Raw genomic sequence first — 3,849 nt, forward strand, 5'->3', positions numbered from 1 at the left:
GCTTATTATTTACTTTGTGAAAATATGTGTAGCTCAGATAAAGTGTCGAATTTTTAGGTTTAATGAAATTTTAAATGAATTTAAGGTAAATTATGAGTATGCTATTCAAAATAAGGTTGATATTTTAGTTTTTCCTTTTATTTTTATTGAGGGTATTGAATATGAAAGTTTGTTTTATAGACCCGAATACGTTAAAAAGATTTTGTATTGTATTGATTTTATAAAAGGACAAGTTGATGCTGGGCTTTGTGTTGTATTTGGACATTATAATTTTTATAATGGCAAATTATTTGACTGTATATCTGTGGTAAGTGATCATCAGTATATTTTGACAACTAGAGAAGTTAATGTCCCAGTATTATTTAGTTATAAAGGTCAAAGTATTGCTGTTTTAAATTTAGATGATGAACTCTTGTTTCATAAGCCTCAGTACAAATTTCATGATTCTTTTAGTAAAATTGATTATCTTGTAATTCCATCAAAATCTTATTTTACTTGTGAAAAAAATAATTTAAGACTTGAGTTTTTTAAAGATGTAGCTATAAAAAATAATTTGGAAATTGCTTATGCCAATTTATATGGCATTTATGATTCTATAGTATTTGATGGTTTGAGTTTTTTTATTAATAAATATGGAAAAATAAAACAAGCCAAAGAATTTGAATATGATATTTTATTTAATGAAGAATTTTATGATTTAGAGTTTGATTGTGAATCCAAAATTTTTGATAAACTTCTTGGAGCATTGGTTATTAGCTTGAGAGAGTATGTTGCGCTTGCAGGCTTTGAAAAAGTTCATTTGGGTGTTTCTGGTGGTATTGATTCTGCTCTTATTGCTTATATTGCATGTACAGCTTTAGGTGCTAATAGAGTTGTAGGTATTTCTATGCCTAGTAGATTTTCATCAAAAGGTTCTGTTTTGGATGCAGAAAGACTTGCTAATGAATTGGGATTTAAATTGATTCATATGCCAATTGAAAGCATGTTTCAATTTTCTTTGGATTATCTTGATGGGTATTTAAATACAAAGGGAGTTACTGAAGAAAATCTTCAAGCTAGACTTAGAGGATTGTTTTTAATGTCTTATAGTAATGCAAATAGATCTTTACTTTTGAATACTGGTAATAAGAGTGAAATTGCTGTTGGTTATTGTACGCTTTATGGTGATTCTTGTGGTGGAATTTCTTTGATTGGAGATTTATTTAAGCTAGATGTTTATAATCTTGCAAGATATGTAAATAAAAAAGAAGGTAGGGAAGTTATTTTTAGTAATATCCTTTTAAAAGAACCTTCTGCAGAACTTAGAGCTGATCAAAAAGATAGTGATTCTCTTCCTACGTATGAAGTTCTTGATGATATATTAAATAGGTATCTACTTGAAAATGAGCCTTTGGAATTGCTTTACAAATCTTTTGGGAAAGAAGTGGTTGTAAGAGTGTTAGATCTTTATTCTGGGAGTGAGTATAAGAGAAGGAAAGGTTCTATGATAGTTAAAGTTTCCAAAAAGGCGTTTGGTAGCGATATTTTTCTTCCTATTTCAAGAGTTGCGTTGATTGAGGATGAATAGTAATAATGTTATTAATGTATTAAATGAATTTGGTTTAAAAATAGAAGAGATTTTTTTACTTATCAATACTTATTCTTATGCACTCTATAAAGAAACTCCTAGATATTTTTATGATGATATTACTAATTACCTTGAATTAACTTTAGATATTGCTAATAAATTTCAGGGAGAGTTTGCAGATTCTAAAGATTTGAAGTTGGGTAAATTTATGCTTAGAAGCATGAAGTGCGATTTAATGTCTTATTTATATTTGTCTTTGGAATTAATAGATAATTCTATGCATTATAGTGGAATTGGAGATGCTGGTATTGCCTTTTTTAAGGCCATTTCTTGTAAAATTTTATCGGTAATATCTTATATAGAGATTGAGTTTGAGAATATGGTTTTCTCTTCTGCTCTTAAGAATAGAAAAGATGCAAATAAGGGTGGTAATCAGTTATTAATTTTTTCTTGTGAGAGTGCTTATAGTACAAAACTTTTCAATTATTTGATTTTAAAAGACTATATTGTTATAGCTGCAAATACTGTAGATTTGTTTAGTCAATTACTCTGTGATAATTTTTATGATTTGATTATTCTTGATTTAAATTCGGATGAAAATATTCAGATGATTTTAGATTTACTTAGAAATATTAAGAGTAATAGTCTTTATGAAATGGTTCCTGTTATTGTTATTTCTCAGATAACCAGAAAAGATATTATTCAAACTTTTATTGAAGAACAAGTTGATGATTATTTCTTTAAAAGTTTGGATTTATTGGTATTGGATATTAGAATAACTAGTTTTCTTAAAAAGAAAAAGGTGATAGAACAGGGACAAAAATATTTAGATCTTGTTTTGCATGGTAGAGAATGTGTTGAGAGTGAGCTTATTGAGGCTGGAAATTATATTGAAAATTTATTACCCAAGAAGACCCGAAACGAATTTTTTCATTCTAATTGGATCTTTGTTCCATCAAAAAGAATAGGGGGTGATTTTTTTAATTATTATTTTGTTAATGATGATAATTTAATAATTTATTTAATAGATATTTCTGGGCATGGAGTGGGTTCTGCACTCTTATCCCTTAATGTTTCAAGTGTTATTAATTCTTATGTTATGAATAATAATGACATTAGTCCTTATAAGGTATTAAATTATGTTAATACTTATTTTATGAAATTCAGAAGTGATATGTTTATTACGTTATGGTATGGTGTTTTAAATGTAAAGACTAAACATTTAAGATTTGCATCAGCAGGGGCACCTCCTGCTGTTGTTTTGAGTGAAAAAGGTAATATTTATCTTAAGAGTAAAGGTGCCATTCTTGGAATTGAAAAAATGTATCCTTGCAAGGAGAATGAATGTTATTTGAACAAATTTTCACATCTGTTACTTTTTAGTGATGGTGTTTATGAGATTGAAAATAATCAGGATATAATAATGTCTATTGATGATTTTTATAAAATATTAAAAAAAAATACATTAAATCTAGATAGCTTTGTTTTACAACATTAGTATAATAAAATGTTAAATTTGTCAAAATATAATGTATTTAGAGATGATTTTTCTATTTTAGAGTTTATTATTTATTAGTAGCTGTCTTGGTCTTCTTATATAATTAAATATAGTATATGCTTTTGATTGTCGTTTTGTATTAAACTTTAATCATTAAATGGGATGATATAATTTCTATTTTTATAGAAATTATGTGTATTTTTCTTTGAGTTATTTATAAAAAGATTTATTATTTGTTTTTGGTTTTCTGTTTTTGTGTATTTTTTATAGATGTTTTTTTGTCTTGTTTGATGCTTGAATTGTCGATAGATTTTAAGAGTTTATTTAATGTCCAGCTTGAGAATTTAATATAAAGTTTTTTTATAGGGTTTTTTGTATTTTTAAGTAATATCTTGAAAGATTCTATATTCATTATAGTTATTATTTCTTTTAAAGTTTTTGGCAAATTGTTAAAAATTTTAGATCCAACTTTATGTCCTTCTACAATGAAGGTTTGAAGCATCATTTGTTCTTTCTTTTGTAGTCTTCTCATGTATAATTTTAGTATTTTTTCTTGTGAATTCATTATTTCTGCATTAATTTGTTCTTGTTTTTTTGATATTTTTTTTGTTGATTCTATAATAGGCTTTTTAGGAAGAGATTTGTAAGGGTTTGTTCCTGGAATATAGTTTTTTGGAATTTTCATCTATCTTGTTACTCCTATTTTATATTTGCTGTGTGCTTTTATTAATTTTATTAAGTTTTTTGCTTTTATACAACCAATATTGATATTTTAATTCTTTAT

General features: G+C 26.2%; 3 protein-coding genes. 2 read left to right on the forward strand and 1 reads right to left on the reverse strand.

The genetic code is table 11. The features are described 5' to 3' along the window. The first annotated feature begins 16 nt into the window (after positions 1-16). Both nadE and BN1173_RS02660 read left to right on the forward strand, forming a co-directional pair. Positions 17-1,567, forward strand: a complete 1,551-nt coding sequence (gene nadE / locus BN1173_RS02655) for an NAD(+) synthase (RefSeq protein ID WP_040236418.1) — start codon at positions 17-19, stop codon at positions 1,565-1,567. After that, positions 1,560-3,065, forward strand: coding sequence for a PP2C family protein-serine/threonine phosphatase (locus BN1173_RS02660; protein ID WP_246040032.1), 1,506 nt, complete (start codon positions 1,560-1,562; stop codon positions 3,063-3,065). Before nadE ends, BN1173_RS02660 begins: the two co-directional genes overlap by 8 nt. 229 nt (positions 3,066-3,294) lie before the next feature. Here the strand turns inward: BN1173_RS02660 and BN1173_RS02665 are convergent, their stop codons facing one another. After that, on the reverse strand, positions 3,295-3,750 hold the full coding sequence (locus BN1173_RS02665; protein ID WP_012538959.1) for a hypothetical protein: 456 nt from the start codon (positions 3,748-3,750) through the stop codon (positions 3,295-3,297). Positions 3,751-3,849: the final 99 nt, after the last annotated feature.

Origin of the sequence: Borrelia crocidurae (assembly GCF_000825665.2) — a bacterium.
GTDB classification, from domain to species: domain Bacteria; phylum Spirochaetota; class Spirochaetia; order Borreliales; family Borreliaceae; genus Borrelia; species Borrelia duttonii.

What these genes read in the sequence shown, in the direction of transcription:
- BN1173_RS02660 (WP_246040032.1), top strand. Translation starts at nt 1,560, where the DNA reads ATGAATAGTAATAATGTTATTAATGTATTAAATGAATTTGGTTTAAAA.
- BN1173_RS02665 (WP_012538959.1), bottom strand. Translation starts at nt 3,750, where the DNA reads ATGAAAATTCCAAAAAACTATATTCCAGGAACAAACCCTTACAAATCT.